The sequence below is a fragment of the Bacillus changyiensis genome (genome assembly GCF_027706145.1).
GTDB classification, from domain to species: domain Bacteria; phylum Bacillota; class Bacilli; order Bacillales; family Bacillaceae; genus Bacillus; species Bacillus changyiensis.
In genome coordinates, this window is the sequence record NZ_JAQFWW010000001.1 from 730,213 (window position 1) to 749,772 (window position 19,560).

Annotated in this window: 16 protein-coding genes; all 16 read right to left on the reverse strand. The window is 39.9% G+C overall.

Annotation, left to right across the window (positions count from 1 at the left end):
• Nucleotides 1-872: 872 nt before the first annotated feature.
• The 16 genes from PDT38_RS03865 to PDT38_RS03940 all read right to left on the reverse strand — a co-directional run bounded on the left by PDT38_RS03865 (nt 873) and on the right by PDT38_RS03940 (nt 19,559).
• Nucleotides 873-5,189, reverse strand: coding sequence for a PolC-type DNA polymerase III (locus tag PDT38_RS03865; RefSeq protein WP_270799140.1), 4,317 nt, complete (start codon nt 5,187-5,189; stop codon nt 873-875).
• 85 nt (nt 5,190-5,274) lie between these two features.
• Entirely contained in the window at nt 5,275-6,993 is a 1,719-nt protein-coding gene (locus tag PDT38_RS03870) for a proline--tRNA ligase (protein WP_270799142.1), read from the reverse strand.
• Between the two features lie 39 nt (nt 6,994-7,032).
• The gene (gene rseP / locus PDT38_RS03875; RefSeq protein WP_270799143.1) at nt 7,033-8,298 is read right to left on the reverse strand and encodes an RIP metalloprotease RseP; all 1,266 of its coding nucleotides are present in this window, start codon (nt 8,296-8,298) and stop codon (nt 7,033-7,035) included.
• Between the two features lie 6 nt (nt 8,299-8,304).
• Entirely contained in the window at nt 8,305-9,456 is a 1,152-nt protein-coding gene (gene dxr, locus PDT38_RS03880) for a 1-deoxy-D-xylulose-5-phosphate reductoisomerase (protein WP_270799145.1), read from the reverse strand.
• Nucleotides 9,457-9,517: 61 nt separating this feature from the next.
• Complete coding sequence (locus PDT38_RS03885) at nt 9,518-10,306, reverse strand: phosphatidate cytidylyltransferase (RefSeq protein WP_270799146.1); 789 nt, start codon at nt 10,304-10,306, stop codon at nt 9,518-9,520.
• 12 nt (nt 10,307-10,318) lie between these two features.
• Complete coding sequence (locus PDT38_RS03890; protein ID WP_270799147.1) at nt 10,319-11,101, reverse strand: isoprenyl transferase; 783 nt, start codon at nt 11,099-11,101, stop codon at nt 10,319-10,321.
• Nucleotides 11,102-11,228: 127 nt separating this feature from the next.
• A complete protein-coding gene (gene frr, locus PDT38_RS03895) occupies nt 11,229-11,771 on the reverse strand; it encodes a ribosome recycling factor (protein WP_394356236.1) in 543 nt (180 codons plus the stop codon).
• A 16-nt stretch (nt 11,772-11,787) separates the two neighbouring features.
• Nucleotides 11,788-12,510 (reverse strand): UMP kinase, encoded by a 723-nt coding sequence (gene pyrH, locus PDT38_RS03900; protein ID WP_270799150.1) that lies wholly within the window; start codon nt 12,508-12,510, stop codon nt 11,788-11,790.
• Nucleotides 12,511-12,658: 148 nt separating this feature from the next.
• Entirely contained in the window at nt 12,659-13,540 is an 882-nt protein-coding gene (gene tsf, locus PDT38_RS03905; RefSeq protein ID WP_270799152.1) for a translation elongation factor Ts, read from the reverse strand.
• Between the two features lie 97 nt (nt 13,541-13,637).
• Entirely contained in the window at nt 13,638-14,378 is a 741-nt protein-coding gene (gene rpsB, locus PDT38_RS03910) for a 30S ribosomal protein S2 (protein ID WP_270799153.1), read from the reverse strand.
• A 145-nt stretch (nt 14,379-14,523) separates the two neighbouring features.
• A complete protein-coding gene (locus PDT38_RS03915) occupies nt 14,524-15,039 on the reverse strand; it encodes a DUF6115 domain-containing protein (protein WP_270799155.1) in 516 nt (171 codons plus the stop codon).
• 82 nt (nt 15,040-15,121) lie between these two features.
• Nucleotides 15,122-15,886: a FliA/WhiG family RNA polymerase sigma factor gene (locus PDT38_RS03920; protein WP_270799157.1), complete on the reverse strand. Its 765-nt coding sequence runs from the start codon at nt 15,884-15,886 to the stop codon at nt 15,122-15,124.
• A 22-nt stretch (nt 15,887-15,908) separates the two neighbouring features.
• Nucleotides 15,909-16,409 (reverse strand): chemotaxis protein CheD, encoded by a 501-nt coding sequence (locus PDT38_RS03925; protein WP_394356237.1) that lies wholly within the window; start codon nt 16,407-16,409, stop codon nt 15,909-15,911.
• 2 nt (nt 16,410-16,411) lie between these two features.
• On the reverse strand, nt 16,412-17,041 hold the full coding sequence (locus PDT38_RS03930; protein ID WP_270799161.1) for a chemotaxis protein CheC: 630 nt from the start codon (nt 17,039-17,041) through the stop codon (nt 16,412-16,414).
• Nucleotides 17,042-17,052: 11 nt separating this feature from the next.
• Nucleotides 17,053-17,529, reverse strand: coding sequence for a chemotaxis protein CheW (locus PDT38_RS03935; RefSeq protein WP_270799162.1), 477 nt, complete (start codon nt 17,527-17,529; stop codon nt 17,053-17,055).
• A 23-nt stretch (nt 17,530-17,552) separates the two neighbouring features.
• Nucleotides 17,553-19,559, reverse strand: coding sequence for a chemotaxis protein CheA (locus tag PDT38_RS03940; RefSeq protein WP_270799164.1), 2,007 nt, complete (start codon nt 19,557-19,559; stop codon nt 17,553-17,555).
• Nucleotide 19,560 lies beyond the last annotated feature (1 nt).

Here is a 19,560-nt window from a genome sequence, read left to right on the forward strand (position 1 = left end):
TTCATGATCAACAGGCACGGCATTTCTGATACCAATCTTGGTTATGGTTTAAATAAGTATTTTTGAAGAGAATATCTAGCACTAGACATGATGGAGATCAATTGTGTTGAGTCGGAGAAATGTGGATATGTTAGTTGTTCAGCTTTTATCATTCAGATAATGACAAAGAGAATAGAGGGACACAACAGAAAGCGTTTACATTTTACTCACCTCCTATAGAAAAGCATGCATTGTTGAAACATCAAACTCCTTGAAAACATTAACATGTTAAAACATTTTTTGTCAATTGTTTTTTGAAACCATCCGAGCATGAGTAATATAGGCCTAAACGATGAAACTGGTTGTTCAACCAACATTCATCCTTAAAGACATCGATTAGAAAGCCCATGACTGTCTATAGGAGAAATAGAGACTTCCCCACCAATATGATCTTCTTTTAGTCCATAAAAACTAGCGAATAATTGATGTTATACTTCGTTCTTCGTTTCCATTATTTAATATCGGTAAATTTCCAAGCAATGAGAGCACTATAATTTAGCTCAAATAGGTAATTCAGATTGTTGTTGGAACCTTCTTTTGATATTATTGAGGATTTTAACATCGAGTTTAACAGGAGGATTGGCGTACCAATAAAATGATGTGGCTCAACAGAGTAAATTAATACAATACATTTTGATTACTCACTTCTTTATCAGGAACAACTCTACAATTTTTTGTGAATAGTAAGACTCACCACTTCAGAACAATCTTTTATATGACCAAGTCTACCACAATAGATTCCACTGTCATTGAATCCCCATATTTAATTGCAGTGATTCTCAAACTGGTTTAAAAATGAAAATATAAAAAAACTACCGGCAATGCCGGCAGTTCTAAAATAAAGACAACTGATTTTGATCAGGAAGAGATTCAAGACAACCATGTCCATCCAAATATTCCATAATTGTTTTTGAAACCTTTCCTCGCTTTTGCAAATCTTCTTTAGAAAGAAATTCGCCTTCTTTTCTTGCTTTGACAATATTTAAAGCAACACTTGTACCAAGACCAGGAATCGAGTTAAAAGGCGGAATCAGACTGTTACCATCAATCATAAATTCAGAGGCACTGGAACGATAGAGATCAATTTTTTGGAAAGAAAATCCTCTTTCACACATTTCTAATGCGATCTCAAGCACAGTCAGCAAACTTTTCTCTTTTGGAGAAGCATCAAGCCCTTTTGTATTGATATCATCCATGACCGCTCTGATCGCAGTCGAGCCCTTGATCATGGTATCGATGTCAAAATCATCAGCACGTACTGTAAAGTATGCTGCATAATAAAGTAATGGATGATGGACTTTAAAGTAGGCGATCCTGACTGCCATCAAAACATATGCGGTAGCGTGGGCTTTCGGGAACATATATTTAATTTTTTTACAAGAATCGATATACCAATCTGGTACTTGATTGTTCTTCATTTCTTCTTCCCACTCAGGTGTTAGACCTTTCCCTTTACGGACAAATTCCATAATCTTAAAGGCAAGAGACGGTTCAAGTCCTTGATAAATTAAATACACCATTATATCGTCACGACAACCGATGACTTCGCTCAGTTCACAAATGTTATTGTGAATCAATTCTTGAGCATTTCCAAGCCAGACATCTGTTCCGTGTGATAGACCAGAAATTTGAACGAGTTCGGAAAATGTTGTCGGTTTTGTATCCTCAAGCATCTGTCGGACAAAACGGGTTCCGAATTCAGGGATGCCAAGCGTCCCTGTTTTACAGCCAATCTGCTCTTCAGTAACCCCTAAAGACTCTGTCCCTTGAAATATTTTCATGACTTCAGGGTCATCTGTCGGAATTGTTTTTGGATCAACTCCACTCAAATCTTGAAGCATGCGGATTACCGTCGGATCATCATGACCAAGGATATCGAGTTTTAGTAGATTGTCGTGAATAGAGTGAAAGTCAAAATGAGTTGTTTTCCACTCTGAACCAGTGGCATCCGCTGGAAACTGAATCGGTGAAAAATCGTATATATCCATGTAATCGGGAACAACAATGATTCCACCTGGATGCTGACCTGTTGTTCTTTTTACACCAGTGCAGCCCTGTACAAGCCGATCAATTTCTGCTCCGCGCATATGCAAATTATGATCATTCGCATACCCTTTTACATATCCATATGCCGTTTTTTCAGCGACAGTACCAATCGTTCCCGCACGGTAGACGTTATCTTCTCCAAATAGTACTTTTGTGTAATTATGGGCATGGGGCTGATATTCTCCTGAAAAGTTTAAATCGATATCCGGAACCTTGTCCCCTTTAAAACCCAGGAATGTTTCAAACGGAATGTCATGACCATCTTTTTTATAAGCTGCCCCACAGTTCGGACAATCTTTATCAGGTAAATCATAGCCTGAGCCGACAGACCCGTCATTGAAAAATTCCGAATGGCGACAATCTGGACAGACATAATGCGGAGGCAATGGGTTAACCTCTGTAATTTCTGTCAATGTTGCAACTAATGAAGAGCCTACAGATCCCCTAGACCCAACGAGATAGCCATCATCAAGCGAGCGTTTCACGAGTTTATGAGAAATGAGATAGATAACAGCGAATCCATGACCAATAATACTTTTTAGTTCTTTTTCAATTCGCTCTTTAACGATTTCAGGCAGTTCTTCGCCATAAATACGCTTCGCTTTCTCATAGCTCATTTGCCTAATTTCTTCATCTGCCCCATCAATTTTTGGTGTATAAAGATCATCTTTGATCGGTTTTATCTCTTCGATCATGTTACTGACCTTTTGGGTGTTGGTGATCACAATTTCCCTCGCTTTTTCTTTCTCCAAAAACGAAAAAGCAGCAAGCATTTCATCTGTGGTCCGAAAGTGAACATTTGGCAGTTCATGTCTGTTCAGAGGATTTGCCCCACCTTGTGAAGAAACTAAAATCTTTCTGTAGATTTTATCTTCAGGATGTAAGTAATGGACATTTCCCGTGGCCACCACAGGTATGTTCAATTTGTCACCAAGCTTTGTGATATTAGTAATAATTTCTTTTAAGGAATGCTCATCTCTCACGAGTTCAAGCTGAATGAGGTGGCGATACACTTCCGGCGGCATCACTTCCAAATAGTCATAAAATGCTGCAATCTCTTCTACTTCTTCCGGTGATTTTTGCATCATGCCTTCGAACACTTCACCTTTGTCACAGGCTGAACCAATTAAAATGCCTTCCCTATGCTTTTCAAGCTGGGATCTCGGAATCCGCGGCACTCTGTAAAAGTAATGAATGTGTGACAATGAAACAAGTTTAAAGAGATTTTTCAGACCTGTTTCATTAACGGCTAAAAGTGTCGCATGATATGGCCTAGAACGTTGATATGCATTGGATTGTCCCATATTTTCATTGAGCTCATCATGATACAAAATCTCTTTTTCAGTTGCATCTTTGAGCATTTTCACAAGTAAATAACCCGTTGCTTCTGTATCATATATTGCTCTATGGTGCTGAGTAAGTTCAATATCGAACTTTTTACAGAGTGTATTGAGCCTGTGGTTTTTAAACTCCGGATAAAGAAACCGGCCCAGTTCGAGTGTGTCTATTACAGGGTTTTGCACTTTTTCGGTTTTCAACAGACGCTTATAGGCAACATTGATGAACCCGATGTCAAAGCTTGCATTGTGAGCAACTAATGTGTGGTCACCAGACCATTCCTTAAATTCTCTAATCACTTCTTTAACATCAGGTGCATCTTTAAGCATATCATCGGTAATCCCTGTCAGTTCAATAATTGTTGCTGATAAAGGACGGTGTGGATTAGCAAACCGCTCAAAGCGTTCAATGATCTCCCCGCCTTTTATTTTCACCGCGGCCAATTCGATAATCGTATCATAGACAGCTGATAACCCTGTTGTTTCCACATCAAATACGACATATGTTTCTTCTTCAAGGAGACGGTGAACGGGATTGTAGGCGATTGGCACACCATCATCAACCAGGTTGGCTTCCAACCCATATATCATTTTCACACCATGCTTTTTACTGGCTGAAAATGCGTCTGGAAAGGATTGAACAACAGCATGGTCTGTAATGGCAATCGCAGAATGATTCCATTTTTTCGCCTGTTCAACAAGCTTCCCGATACTTGAAACAGCATCCATTTGACTCATCGGTGAATGGAGGTGCAATTCAACTCGTTTTTCGTCTTCAGGAGCTGTGTCTTCGCGCGTTTTTGCCCTAATTTCATTCACATCATTAGCAATCATTACCAAATCACGGACAAATGTATCGTTTTGAATACTACCTCTTGCCTTAACCCACATGCCTTTTTTCAAAGTCTTCATCAAGGCTGCATCCTCTTTTTCCCGAGCAAACATCTTGATCAGGATACTGTTTGTATAATCAGTTATTTTAAAGATGCAAAGCGTTCTGCCACTTTTCAATTCTCTTGTTTCGGCATCAAACACATACCCTTGAACTGTGATTCTTCGTTCTTCATCCATTATGCTATCAAGCGTTCTAATTTCTTCGGTATCCTTAATGGGGTATCCGATTTGCAACGGCCCTGATGGTGCTTCCTCATCTGCTCTTTCCTTATCCTGCTTCTCCATCTCAATTAAAGCTTGTAATGCTTTTTCTTGATCTTCAGCTTGTTTTTGTTCTCTAAATTTCTGAATCTCTTGATCTGAAACAAAAATTTCTGTATCAAGCTGAAGTTCTGGAAAACCGAATGACCGGTAGCTTGACTGAATAAGCGAACTGTACTTTCTTTTTAATGCAGAAGCTTCTGTGTCTGTTTTCGTTTTAAGTAAAATTTTGTTTCCAACTAGTCTTGGTTGTTGCTCATTCAAAAGCACCAAAATTGGCGGAGAAATACCGTCTAATTCTTGAATCGAGTGCACCCAATAATCCTGAACTAACTGTTCATTGACAGACTTATCTTCAGCATCAATAGAACAGGTTACTTGTGCGATATGGGAAAAGGTGCGTGTCAGCTGATGATGAAAGCGCTCGAAGATCTGATAAGGTAGCACAGCTTTAAATATAAAGTGAAAATGCCAAGTCTTCTTCTGTTTATGAACGGTAAGTTTAGTGATTTGTCCACCTTCAAAATGGCGGATCATTGAATCATCGGTTAAATTGAGCTGCTGCAGAAGAATTTGAAACTGTCTTCTGTTGACAGAAAGCTGGTCTTCCAAGACAGATTCCTCCCTAAAAGATCATAATTGAAGGCACCTCAAGAAATCATTCTGAGGTACCTTCATATATCCTAGTTTAACATGTTTACGAATGCGTTGATAAGTTCTTCATTTGTTTTTCAATAAAGCCTGACAGTTCCTCTGTTGTCATCTCAAAGGATTCTCCTGTTTTCCTGATTTTCACTTCTACTACACCTTCACCCGCTCGCTTACCGACTGTAATACGAATCGGTAGACCAATTAAATCGGAGTCGGCAAATTTAACACCAGCCCGTTCAGCCCTATCATCAAATAAAATATCATAGCCTTTTGCTTGTAAATCTTTATATAATGTCTGAGCAAGCTGAACCTGGCCTTCGTTTTTCATATTGAGTGCGAGAATGTGAAGATCATACGGACTGACAGAAAGCGGCCAAACCAAGCCTTTATCATCATGATGCTGCTCGACAATAGCGGAAAGCGTTCGTGAAACTCCAATACCGTAACAGCCCATTAGCATTGGCTTTGCCCGCCCGTTTTCATCTAAGTATGTTGCATTCATAGCCTCTGAATAGCGGGTACCTAACTTAAAGACCTGTCCGACTTCAATCCCTCTTGCAAAACGGATCGTTCCTTTGCCATCAGGTGAAGGATCACCCTCCTTGATAAAACGGAGATCTGCAAATTGGATATGATGGGTATCACGGCTAAGATTGACATTTTGAAAATGATAATCTAATTTATTGGCTCCGACAACCACATTTGTCATGACTTTTACCGAGAAATCAGCATATATTTCAATTTCAGGGTTTAAGCCAACAGGTCCAACAAATCCTGGCGTTGTGCCGATATTTTCGACAACCTCTTCAGCACTTGCAAATTCAATCGTTTCTGCATCAAGCAGATGTTTCACTTTAATTTCGTTGACTTCATGATCTCCTCTTGTCAACACAAGTACGAAACGGCCATCTACCTTGAGAAGCATGGATTTAATGCAGTTTGAAGGAGATATATTTAAAAATGCGGCAAGCTCTTCTATCGTTTTCACACCTGGTGTATGAATTTCCTGCATGTCCTTCATTTCGATTGTTTCCGACTTAACCATTTCTGCTACTTCAGCCATTTCAATGTTGGCAGCATATGAAGATTCATCAGAGTAAGCAATCGTATCTTCACCGATAGCAGAAAGCGCCATAAACTCATGGGTGTCTTTTCCACCGATCGCCCCAGAATCTGCGATAACCGGTCTGAAATTTAGACCGCAGCGTGTAAAGACATTCGTATAAGCCTGATACATATCTTGATATGTATCATCAAGGCTTTCTGCAGAAGAGTGAAAAGAGTAGGCATCCTTCATCATAAACTCGCGACCCCTCAGCAACCCGAAACGTGGACGTTTTTCATCACGGAATTTCGATTGGATTTGATAAAGGGTTAATGGAAGACGCTTGTACGATTTGATTTCGTCTCTAACAATGCTCGTCACAACCTCTTCATGTGTCGGACCAAGAGCAAATTCACGACCATGGCGGTCTTTTAATCTCATCAGTTCAGGTCCGTACGAATACCACCTTCCTGATTCCTGCCATGTTTCCGCCTGCTGCAGCGCTGGCATCAGCATTTCAACGGCATTGATGTTTTCCATTTCCTCACGGATAATGGCTTGAATTTTTTGAATCACTTTATTGGCAAGTGGCATATAACTGTATATACCGCTCGTATTTTGTCTAATAAACCCCGCTCTAAGAAGAAGCTGATGACTTTTTGCTTCAGCATCAGCCGGCACTTCCCGAAGTGTCGGGATTAGCGTCCTGCTCTGTCTCATTTCTTTCACACCTCATTTGTTCCAATGGTAATTTTAGTTTTATAAAAACAAGCGCTGGATATCGTTCCATGTCACGACAAGCATGACAAGCATCAGGAAGGCAACACCGATAAAGACAACAACTGCTTCTTTTTCACGGTTGATCGGCTTTCCACGGATTGCTTCAATAAATAGAAACAGAAGTCTGCCTCCATCCAAAGCAGGTATTGGCAAAAGGTTGACAATTCCGAGATTTATACTTAAAAAGGCAGCCAATTTCATCAGATTAATCAGTCCTGTTTTGGCTATTTGATCTGTCATATCGTAAATTCCAACAGGTCCAGCTAACATGTCAACCGAAAACTGCCCAGTCACCATTTTTCCAAGTGTTGTCATAATGTTCTGAGATACTCTTACAGTTTCAGTTGCACCATAGGATATCGCTGAAAAGAGTCCTTTTTCTGCAGGATTATAGGCACCAAATCGACCGACGGTTTCATCGCCGGTTTTGACAGCTTCTGGGGTCACATATTTCGTTAGCTTGTTATTGTTACGCGTCAAAACGATCTTCATTTTCTTTTCAGGGTGTTCTCTAACTGTGCTGACAACATCAGTCCATGATTCCATTTTCAACCCATTGATAGTTTGGATACGGTCACCTTCATGCAGTCCAGCTTCGGCAGCCCGGCCGTTATCAACGAGCTTTCCAAGCACAGGCTCGTCTGATGGTACACCTTGTACGATACCAAGGAACACAAGAATGACATAAGCCAAAATAAAGTTCATAATCGGTCCGGCTGCAATCGCTTTGATACGCTTCCAAACACTTTTCGAATGAAATTGTCGATTGTAAGGGGCAATCTGGACTTCTTCTCCATCTACAATGAAAAATGATGTCTCACTGACAGAGAAAGAAACGAGTTGATCTTCATTCCCTTGCTCATAACCGCTAATTCTCATTTGATGTTCTAAATCGGCCTGTTCCACTTCAATAACAAGTGCATCTGGATATTTTTCTTTTTGGTTTAAAATGATTTTTTCGACTTTGTCTTCTTTGTTAAACAATAGCCCAACCGTATAGCCAGGCTTGACCTCAATCATTTCAGGGTCTTCTCCGGCCATTCTGACAAAACCACCGATTGGGAGAAGCCTGATTGTATAAACTGTCTCGTTTTTCTTAAATGAGAAAATTTTCGGTCCGAATCCGATAGCAAACTCTCGGCATAATATTCCCGCTCTCTGTGCTAAGATTAAATGACCCAGTTCATGAAAAAAAACGAGTGTTCCAAAAATAATAATAAACGCGATCACAGTATTCACGAACATACCACCTTATGTGAGTAATGTTTGGACAAACGTTCTGGCCTCTTTGTCCACTTCACAAATGTCCTGAAGTGAAGGTTTTAAAATGACCTGATGACGCTCTAAAGCTTTCTCAACAATATCTTCAATCCCTAGAAACGTTATTTTACCTGATAGAAATGCTGCCACAGCAACTTCATTTGCAGCGTTTAAAACCGTCGGCATTGTCCCACCTATTTTGCCCGATTCATAAGCGAATCGTAAGCAACGGAACCGTTCAAAATCAGCTTGGGCAAAATGTAATTGCCCGATTTCCCACAGATCGAGAGATTTTTCTTCTTCAAACAAGAGGCGTTCTGGATAGCTAAGCGCATACCCAATCGGCACTCTCATATCAGGTATGCCAAGTTGTGCCATGACACTCTTGTCATGAAATTCCACCATTGAATGGATGATGCTTTCTTTATGTAGCACCACATCAATCTGTTCATAAGGAATATCAAAAAGCCAGTGTGCTTCAATCACCTCAAGCCCTTTATTCATCAATGTCGCCGAATCGATCGTAATTTTTGCACCCATCGACCAATTAGGATGATGAAGAGCTTCCTCTACTGTAACGCCTTCCAGTTCTTGTCTCGTTTTATCTCTAAAACTACCGCCTGAAGCTGTGAGGATGAGCCGTTTGATATGTTTTGGGTTCTCTCCCTGAAGACATTGAAAAATGGCGGAATGTTCACTGTCAACAGGTAATAATGGGACATCATATTTTTTTGCATGTTGTTTTACTATATGTCCAGCAGTCACAAGTGTTTCTTTATTTGCTAAAGCAATCGTTTTTTTATGTTCAATTGCTTTTAAAGTTGGGAGAAGACCAACGCTACCTAGGAGAGCGTTAACAACAATGTCCGTTTCTTGAAAAACGGCTGCTTCAATTAAACCTTCCTCCCCAATCCCCGTTTCAAATGTGTAAGTAAAAGAAAATTGTTTCAATTTTTTATAGGTCTGTTCATCACCCACAGCTACATATCGAGGCTTAAATGTTTCAATAATCCCGACAGCTTTTTCTATATTTTTCCCAAATGTCATGGCTGTGAGCCGGAACTTATCCCCATGTGCTTTTATAACATCAAGCGTTTGCTCCCCGATAGAGCCAGTTGCTCCTAGAAGACATATGTTCTTCAAAATGCTGCACCTCTATTTCTTTTAAATGCATTGATATACCTCTTTATGATAGCCTGAACGACTAAAAAAGAACAAGCAAGAAGTATAGAAATGGCACGACAAATAATAAACTGTCAAAACGGTCCAAAACACCGCCATGCCCGGGAAGAATTCGTCCTGAATCTTTCACATGGTAGTGACGCTTAAATGCAGATTCAGCCAAATCGCCAATTTGGCCGACGATCGATAGAAGTATTGTAATCATGAACACAAATAGATAGGAATGCAAAAAGTCTGTAGCCATCTGATAGATGAGAGCAAAAATCACCGCCATGGATATACCGCCCCAAAAACCTTCAATTGTTTTATTAGGGCTAATTTCAGGCCAGAGCTTTCGCTTTCCAAACGATTTGCCGATAAAATATGCCCCGGAATCTGTTGACCAAACAACTCCGAGTGCGAAAAAAACATAGCTAAGACCCATGTCTCTAATTTCAATAAAATAATAAAAGCCGAATCCAATATAAATAGCCGTTAAAACCGCAAAAGCGACTCCATCAAAAGATATGATATTTTTGCTTAGTACTGTATAAGCTAAAAGCAAAAGAACGGCCAAAAATAACACTTCACCTTTGGAAACCCCAAAGGTGACCAACTCACGATACCGGCTTGGGTATAGTAAAATTCCCAAAAGTATCAAAGTGATCATACCAGGAACGCTTAAAAGCTGTAGGCCTTTCATTCGCAATAGTTCGAAAAGAGCCAATATACTCATGGCATAGACTAGTATTGTGAACGGTAGCCCTCCAACCATAACAAGCGGCAAAAAAACGGCCGCCGCTATAACAGCTGTCAAAATTCTCTGTTTCATCTGCACCATCCTCTAAATTCCGCCGAACCTTCTTCCCCGACGCTGATACTCACCGATGGCCTGAAGAAAGTGAGCTTCTTTAAAGTCAGGCCATAAAACATCAGTAAATAAAAACTCACTGTATGCAAGTTGCCAAAGCATAAAATTGCTCAGTCTGATTTCGCCGCTTGTTCGTATCAACAAATCGGGATCTTGCAAAGCTTCTGTCATTAAATAATCAGAAAACAAATTTTCATCGATTTCTTCAACTTTAATGACACCTTTTTTTGCATCTTCGGCAATTTTCTTTGCTGCATTGGCGATCTCGGCCCGCCCCCCGTAATTTAAGGCAAAATTAAGAATAAGTCCTTGATTGTTTTTCGTATCGATGACGGCTTTTTCTACCGCACGAATGGTATGAGGGGGCAGTCCTTCCCTATCACCGGTAATGCGCACCTGAACATTCTCTTCAACGAGTTCTGGAAGGTATGTGTTAAGAAATTCTTCAGGTAGCTTCATCAGAAAATCGACCTCTAGTTTTGGTCTTTTCCAATTTTCAGTGGAAAAAGCATACAGAGTTAAGGCTTTTACACCAAGCTCACTTGCTAGCTTTGTTGTCTGTCTAACCACCTTCATGCCTTCATGATGTCCGGCAATACGAGGCATTGCCCGTTTTCTTGCCCAACGGCCGTTTCCGTCCATAATAATGGCAATATGTTCAGGAATTTCTCCTTTTAAAATATTTTCTTTTGTATACCATTCCATATTGGAAGCCGCTGAATGCTGATTCTTCCAGTTTTTGAGTATATTGAGCATGAGATTCCTCCATCACCCAAAAGGTTGCTTTCCTGTTATATCATCTAGTTAACAACAGTATTAACAAAAAAACCCCCTGTAAACATGAGAGGGTCTTTTCACTATTACCATTGTACAGAGTTTTTGATTAAACTTCCATGATTTCTTTCTCTTTGTCTTTTGTAATCTCGTCAATTTTTGACACATATTCATCTGTCAATTTTTGTACGTCTTCCGTTGAAGAGCGCAATTCATCTTCAGTCATCTCACCGTTTTTCTCTAATTTTTTCAGATCATCGTTTGCATCGCGGCGAATGTTGCGGACAGCAACTTTTGCTTCTTCAGAGTACTTCTTAACAAGCTTCACAAGCTCTTTTCTACGCTCTTCAGTTAAAGGCGGAATGGTAATCCGAATGATATTGCCGTCATTCGTCGGAGTTACGCCTAAATCAGCTTTTTGAATCGCTTTTTCAATGTCTCCTAGTGCCGTTTTATCATATGGAGTAATGATCAACATACGTGCTTCAGGTACATTAATTGAAGCAATTTGATTTAAAGGTGTTTGTGCTCCGTAATACTCAACTGTTACTTTATCAAACAATGACGGATTTGCACGACCTGCGCGGATAGTTGCTAGTTCACGCTGATATGCATGAATGGCTTTTTCCATCCGTTCTTTTGTTTCATTCATCACTTGATCTAACACGTTATTTCCCCCTTACTATAGTTCCGATTGATTCGCCGAGCACAGCTTTTTTAATATTGCCTTCTTCCATAATGGAAAAAACGATCAGCGGAATGTCATTATCCATACATAGCGAAGAAGCAGTTGAATCCATGACAGCCAAGCCGTCTTTTAAGACATCAAGATATGATAATTCTTCATATTTTACAGCCGTATCATCAGTTCTAGGATCTGCATTATACACACCATCAACATTATTTTTGGCCATTAAAATCACATCAGCCTCAATTTCAGCCGCTCTGAGTGCAGCTGTTGTATCTGTCGAAAAATAGGGATTGCCTGTCCCGGCAGCAAAGATGACTACTCGTTTCTTTTCAAGGTGGCGAATCGCTTTTCTTCTTATGTAAGGTTCTGCGACTTGCCGCATTTCTATCGATGTTTGAACTCTCGATTGGATACCCAATGTTTCTAGGCTGTCTTGAAGAGCAAGAGAATTCATAACTGTTGCAAGCATTCCCATATAATCTGCTGTGGCCCGATCCATTCCAAGGTCACTTCCGGTTTTTCCGCGCCATAGATTGCCGCCTCCGACAACAACGGCCACTTCAACATCAAGCTCGGCAATTTCTTTCACTTGTTTGGCGATGGATTGAATCACGGTCGGATTAATGCCGTTTCCATGTTCACCTGCAAGAGCTTCACCGCTAAGCTTTAAAACGATACGATGATATTTTGGTTTTTCCATAATAACCTCCAAGTTGCATGCTTGCCGTTTTTTATTATGCAAGAGAAAAAAAGGTTTGTAAACTATTTTAAAAATAGGGACACAACACTGTGCCCCCTATTTTTTGAAATGTCCTGCCTAAATTGTTTCGGCAAGCGGATTCCAAGTCTTATTTTTTCACTTGGTTCATCACTTCTTCAGCGAAGTTATCTTGGCGTTTTTCAATACCTTCTCCGACTTCATAACGGACAAATGTTTTAATTGTTGCGTTTTTCGCAGCAACCACTTGTTTCACTTTTTCATCCGGATTTTTAACGAACGCTTGGTCAAGCAAGCAGATTTCCTCGAAGTATTTGTTTAGACGGCCTTCAACCATTTTTGCCACGATATTCTCAGGTTTTCCTTCTTGAAGAGCCTGTTGTGTTAAAATTTCACGTTCATGGTTCGCTTCTTCTTCAGACACTTGGTCACGAGAAATGTAGCGAGGGTTTACAGCAGCAACATGCATCGCAATGTCTCTTGCTGTTTCTTCGTCAGTTGTACCGCTAAGAACTGTTAGAACTCCGATGCGTCCACCCATGTGCAAGTATGCACCAAAAGCATCATTGTCACCCTTTGTCAAAAGGCTGAAGCGACGAAGGGTAATTTTTTCTCCGATTTTAGCAACCGCATTTGTGATATATTCTTCAACAGTTGTACCGTTTGCCATTTTTTGTCCTAGTGCAGCTTCCAAATTTTCCGGTTTTTCTGCAAGAAGATGGTCAGCAAGATCATTTAAAAGCTCTTTAAAACCTTCGTTTTTCGCAACGAAATCCGTTTCAGAGTTCACTTCCAAAATAACCCCTGTGTTACTATCTGTCTTGATCAATGTTAAACCTTCAGCTGCAATGCGATCCGCTTTTTTAGCTGCTTTTGCAATTCCTTTTTCTCTAAGAAGGTCGATTGCTTTTTCCATGTTGCCATCTGTTTCTGTTAATGCTTTCTTGCAGTCCATCATGCCTGCACCGGTTTTTTGGCGAAGTTCTTTTACCATTTGTGCACTAATTGCCATTTTGTTTTCCTCCTTAAATTTCAACAAATTTATGTATTGTTTTTGCTGTAAAAAAAGGTGATAAAAGGCAGTTCCCCCTTATCACCTTTTGAATAGGTTAAGCAGTAGTTGTTTCTGTCGTTTCTGCTACTTTTTCTTCTGTTTCAGCTGTTTCCTCACCTTGTTTAGCTTCTAAAATCGCATCCGCCATTTTAGATGTTAACAGTTTAACAGCGCGGATTGCATCATCGTTTGCAGGGATGACAACATCGATTTCATCAGGATCACAGTTTGTATCAACAATTCCGATAATCGGAATGTTCAATTTACGTGCTTCAGCAACTGCGATGCGCTCTTTACGAGGGTCGATAATAAATAGCGCGTCAGGAAGTTCCTTCATTTCTTTAATTCCACCGAGGAATTTTTCAAGACGCTCTAATTCTTTTTTCAGTTGAACAACTTCTTTTTTAGGAAGCACTTCAAATGTGCCATTTTCTTGCATTTTTTCAATATCTTTGAGGCGTTTAATACGCTTTTGAATCGTTTCAAAGTTTGTTAATGTACCACCTAACCAACGTTGGTTAACATAGTACATTCCAGAACGTTCCGCTTCTTCTTTAACAGAATCTTGAGCTTGTTTTTTTGTACCGACGAATAGGATTTTTCCTCCGTCTGCTGCAAGATTTTTCGTGAAGTTGTAAGCTTCTTCAACTTTTTTCACTGTTTTTTGAAGATCGATAATGTAGATTCCGTTACGCTCCGTGAAGATGTAACGCTTCATTTTTGGGTTCCAACGGCGTGTTTGGTGACCGAAGTGAACACCAGCTTCAAGCAATTGCTTCATAGAAATGACTGACATGTAATTTCCTCCTAATATATTGGTTTTTTCCTCCGCTTAAGTCATCTTCATGCAGGACTGGACAAATGTACAGCACCACTTGCATAAATCGATAAGCGTGTGTAATTAACACCAAAAATTAATATACCATAAGCAGACTCGACAATCAAGAATCGTTTTTTAGCTTTCCGCGAAATTTCAAGAGAAGTTCGACCTCTGTTTTTCCGCTTTTTAACTGTTTGGCAACCTCTTCAATGGAAAGACCTTGCTCATATAACAAGACAGCTTTTTCTTCAAACGAGATAGCCTCTTCTTCCTCTTCCTGATTCAGTTCATCTTCTTCCTTTTCAACTTCATGAATCATCGATTCAATATAGAGTGGAAGATCAGCAGCGTCTTTTTCTTTTGATTCAGGTAGAGAAAGGGCGGGCTCTTCTTCAAACTTTTCCGGCTTTTGTTTGATTTCAGCTGTCCGGTCCTTTTGAAGCTCTTGAACAAGTTTATCATTCTCATCTTTTAGTTCCATCAAAAACGCAGTTAACGTATTCTCCGTTTCTTCTAACATTTGTTTTTGATTTTTTTCCGCTTCTTTAAAAGCACCAAGCCTTGTGTAAAGAATGATGACAAAATAGATCAATGTACCATGAAGCATAAAGCTAATAAGCCATAATATTGTTGACATATTTTTCACTCGCTAACCATGAAATTTTAAAAGTGACCGTTTTTTTAGTTTTCCTAAAAAACGCTGCCGGCAAAGCCGGCAGCTATTGTACCACTTTTTCAAGTAGATGCTTCAATTTATATAGTGCTTTTGAATGAATCTGTGAAATGCGTGATGTTGACAAATCAAGAACTTGTCCAATTTCAGTTAATGTTAATTCTTCTTTATAGAACAAACTAATGACAATTTGCTCTTTTTCGGAAAGTTCGTTTATTTTTTCCGAAAGTTGGCAAATTAACTCATCTTTTAACATTTTTTCTTCCGGTGTGATGGTTTTATCATCTCTGATCATCACCTGAACATTTTCTCCGTCCTCATGATCATGTAGCTTTTCATCAATTGAAAGAAGATTTGCGAAAAAACCTTCATTGATTGTTGTCACTACTTCCTGTTCGGTGATTCCCAGTTCAGCAGCAATTTCACTTGGTGATACATTTCTTAAATAACGCTGTTCAAGCTTTTCGATTGTAGCCTCAACTTTTTTAGTTCTTTCGCGAGACGTTCTTGGGAGCCAGTCTTCTTTTCGAAGTCCATCAATAATCGCTCCTCTAATTCTAAATGATGCATATGTGTCAAACTTTAAATCTCTTCCTGGATCAAACTTTTCAAGGGCATCATACAAACCCAGCATTCCCAGACTCACCAAGTCATCTTTATGAACAGATTTTGGCAAACCGACAGCTATCCGACCAACATGGTATGTGACTAGCGGCATATAGCGGCGAATTAAATCATCGCCAGCCTGAGGATCTTTCCATTCTTTCCAACGTGACCAAAGCATCTGATCTTCGTAGTTCAAGGATTGCATTTTTTTCCCCCTAAATGACATATTAAATCGTCGTTATACCTTGCTTAACTGTGCGGATCTCAAGTGTTGCTGACTGCGGATCAAACTCGATCGTCCTTCCGCTTGTTCCTCCTGTATCCTCACTTACAATCGGAATGTTCAAGAGAGAAAGGTGGTTTTTAATTGCTAAAACATTCCTTGGCCCGACTTTCATTAGATCATTCGTCATTTTAAATTTAAACATTTCGGCTCCACCGGCCATCTTCGCTTTCAATGCAGATCTACGACACCCGGCCTTCAGCAACATATCAACCGTTGCCTTGACACCAGTGTCTGCATATTTTGCTAGGTTAATATCCACTGTTTTGGATAGGGTGGAATCTGGAAGCATGACATGGACAAGTCCTGCTGTCTTTGCTTCCAAATCATAAAGTACAAGTCCAACACATGAACCAAGACCTGATGTTCGGATTCGTTCGGGCGCACGTGCGATATTCATATCAGCAATACCCACTCTGATCACAATATTCTCGTTCTCCATCATGTTCATAATGCTGCACCTAATGCACTAAACAGCTTTTCAAATGAATCATAATCAGGTAACAGGAATAAATGGGCTTTTACCTTCTTATTGTTTTCTTCATCAAAGATTGAGTTATCAATCACAATGACCTGATCTCCGATTTGACTAAGCTCAATCAATCCTTCACTAATGACAGCCCCGAACATATCAAGGGTCAGCTCAGGAACACTCGGATACATTTGTCTTTGGGTTAAATCAGCAAGAGCGGTCAAATAAGATCCCGCCATAATGTTCCCTAGTTCATGTAAAGCAGAAGCTCCAATATCTTCGGAGGTCATATTCTCAATCTCATATTCAGGGTTGCCGATCAGCTCCCTAATTAATTGTTCAGCCTCTGAAAAAGGCATAATAACGAACATTGACCCCGGAAAATCGCCTTCCATGCGTAAAAAGATACTGGCAACGGGAAGGTCTGCTCCCCCGAAAAGATTCATCAGTTCATCAAACGATAGGAGCTTGACAAATGGCACTTCCATCTCAATTTTTCTGTTCAACAAAAGAGCCAAGGCTGAAGCGGAGTGACCCGCTCCTATATTGCCGACTTCTTTTAAAATATCAAGATGCTCTTCTCTAATTCCTTTAAAAATGCTCATCATCTTGCTCCTTATTTCTTGACATTCTCGGAAGTTCCGACAAGACTCGATTTTCTGTTTAAGACGGCTTCAGAGTCAATTAGATTGAGTAATCTGGAACCTTGTTTGACAATCCCTTTTATCCATTGTTTTCCGTCTCGTTTAGCTGTTTCAGGAGCAGACTCAATTTCTTCTTCATTGACAGAGATCACATCATTCGCCTCATCAACAACCCAGCCCACTTCAATGTCTTGATGATTAATGATGATAATTCTCGTTTCATCGGTAATGTTGTCTCCTGGTGCTTCAATCCGCTTTCTTAAATCAATCACAGGTGTGACAACACCTCTTAAATTAATAACACCGCAAATATATGATTCTACTCCAGGAACCCTTGTCGGTTGTTGCCATTTTTCAATTGACATGACTTCTGAAACAGAGATGGCATATTCCTTATGATTTACTTTAAATACAATCATTTTTTCACCGGTGGTAGTCTGTGTGGTCAAGAGGATCGCTCTCCTTTCACTTTCTATTTAATAAGGGCATTGCAATCGATGATTAAAGCGACTTGTCCGTCTCCTAAAATCGTTGCTCCAGAAATCGCAAAGACGTTTGTTAAATAATCACCCAATGATTTTAAGACGACTTCTTGCTGACCGATAAAGGAATCTACAACAAATGCAGTTAGCTTGTCTCCTTTTTTTACAATGATGACATGAAGCTGCTCTAGATCATCTGCAGAATCTTCAACTTTAAACTGCTCTTTCAGATAAACGACAGGTACGATATGGCCCCTGAAATCAATGACTTCGCGGTCATGAGTTTGAAGAATATCCTTCTTATCAATGACAGCTGTTTCAATAATAGAAGAAATCGGAATCGCGAACGTCTCTTTTTCCAATTTGACAAGAAGAACAGAGATGATCGACAGTGTCAGCGGTAACTGAATTGAAAAGAGTGATCCTTCACCTTCACTCGATTTAATGCTGACCGATCCTCCCAATGATTCAAGTTTGTTTCTGACAACATCAAGACCGACACCGCGTCCGGAAATGTCCGAAATTTGATCGGCTGTGGAGAAACCTGGTGCAAAGATCAGCGCATCTATTTCTGAATCTTCGATTGTCTCTGCATCACGTTCAGAAATAACACCACGTTCAATTGCTTTTTCAAGCACCTTTTTGCGGTTAATACCCGCTCCGTCATCCTCTACCTCAATAAAGACGTGGTTTCCGCTATGATATGCTTTCAGACGAACTTGACCTGTTTCCGGCTTACCATTTTTCACCCTGACATCAGGCATTTCCACTCCGTGGTCGAGGCTGTTTCTTAAAAGATGGACAAGCGGATCACCGATTTCATCAATGACTGTCCGGTCGAGTTCTGTTTCTGCACCGAAAATCGTAAGTTCAATTTTTTTATTCAGTTCTTTCGTTAACTGGCGGACCATTCGTGGAAAACGGTTGAATACTGTTTCCACAGGTACCATTCTCATGTTAAGGATGATTGATTGCAGATCACCGGAAATTCGCGTCATTCTTTCAACAGTTTCCGTTAATTCCCCATGTTCAAGTTCTTTGGCAATTTGCTCTAGGCGACCTCTATCAATGACAAGTTCCTCAAATAAGTTCATTAAAGAATCGAGACGGTCAATGTTTACGCGGATCGTTTTTGTTCCACCGTTTTGACCTGTTTTGGCTGGTTCATTTTTAGCTTTTGTCTCTTTAACAGCTTTCTCCGGTTTTTTATCCTCTTTTTTAGCAGGAGCTGTTTTTGTAGATTCCGGAGCAGTCTCGTGTTTCAGTTCGTTCACTTCAATTTTCTCAATTTCTGAAACACTGTTGATTTTATTGTAAATCTCTTCTTTTCCAAGCTTGCTCAAATAGCAAATCATAAACTCAGAGTCGAAGTCTTCAGCTTCAAGAACTTCTGTTTCAGGAATCGTTTGGACAACCTCACCGACTTCGTTTAGTTGTTCAAATACCATGTATACCCGAACACCTTTTAATAGACAATCTTCTTTAAGAGAAACGACGACCTCATAGCATTTAAAACCTTGTTCTTCTGCTTGTGTGATGACTGTTCTTTGATACTCGTCATAAGACCATTTCGTTTCAGGCGCTTTTTCAGCAGATGCTTCAGCAGCAGCTGTTTCTTTGTTTGCACCTGTCACATCAAGTTTGGCGCAGACTTCGGAGACGTCTCTTTTTCCATCTCCTCCATCAATGATGGATTGAACAATCGCATCGAGATCATCGAGCGCTTCAAACATGATATCCATCCAGTCTGAAGTTATCGTCATTTCCTCATTTCGGATGGCATCTAACACATTCTCTAAGCTATGTGTTAAATGAGCCATATCCTCATAGCCCATTGTTGCGCTCATTCCTTTTAAAGTGTGAGCTGCTCTGAAGATATCATGGACAAGCTGCAAATCTGATGGATTTTTTTCAAGTTCGAGTAGTTTTTCGTTACAAGTTTGTAAATGTTCCTTACTTTCTTCAATAAAGACGTCTAAATATTGATTCATATCCATC